Genomic DNA, 244 nt, shown 5'->3' on the forward strand with positions numbered 1-244 from the left:
GGCATCGGACGCGCGCTCGATCCAGCCGAGCGCATCGAGCGATTTCAGCTGGCGCGTGAGCGCGCCCGGATCGATGCGCAGCACCTCGACGAGCTTCTTCTGCGACGCCTGGCCGACCAGCGTGTGCAGCGCCACCATGATGCGCCAGCGCGGCATCGGCTGCCCGACGTGCGTTTCGAACGCGCTCATGAACGCGCGATACGTGCGTCCGAATTGCTGCAAGATCGCGATGCGGTCCGGTTCT

The 244-nt window shown here is 66.8% G+C and carries 1 protein-coding gene; it reads right to left on the reverse strand.

Translation table 11 applies throughout. The features are described from left to right. Positions 1–244, reverse strand: a 244-nt coding sequence (locus tag SB816_RS34315) for a MarR family transcriptional regulator (protein ID WP_410548538.1), incomplete at both ends; no start/stop codon positions are given.

The sequence above is a fragment of the Achromobacter sp. SIMBA_011 genome (assembly GCF_046535435.1).
GTDB lineage: Bacteria > Pseudomonadota > Gammaproteobacteria > Burkholderiales > Burkholderiaceae_B > Achromobacter > Achromobacter dolens.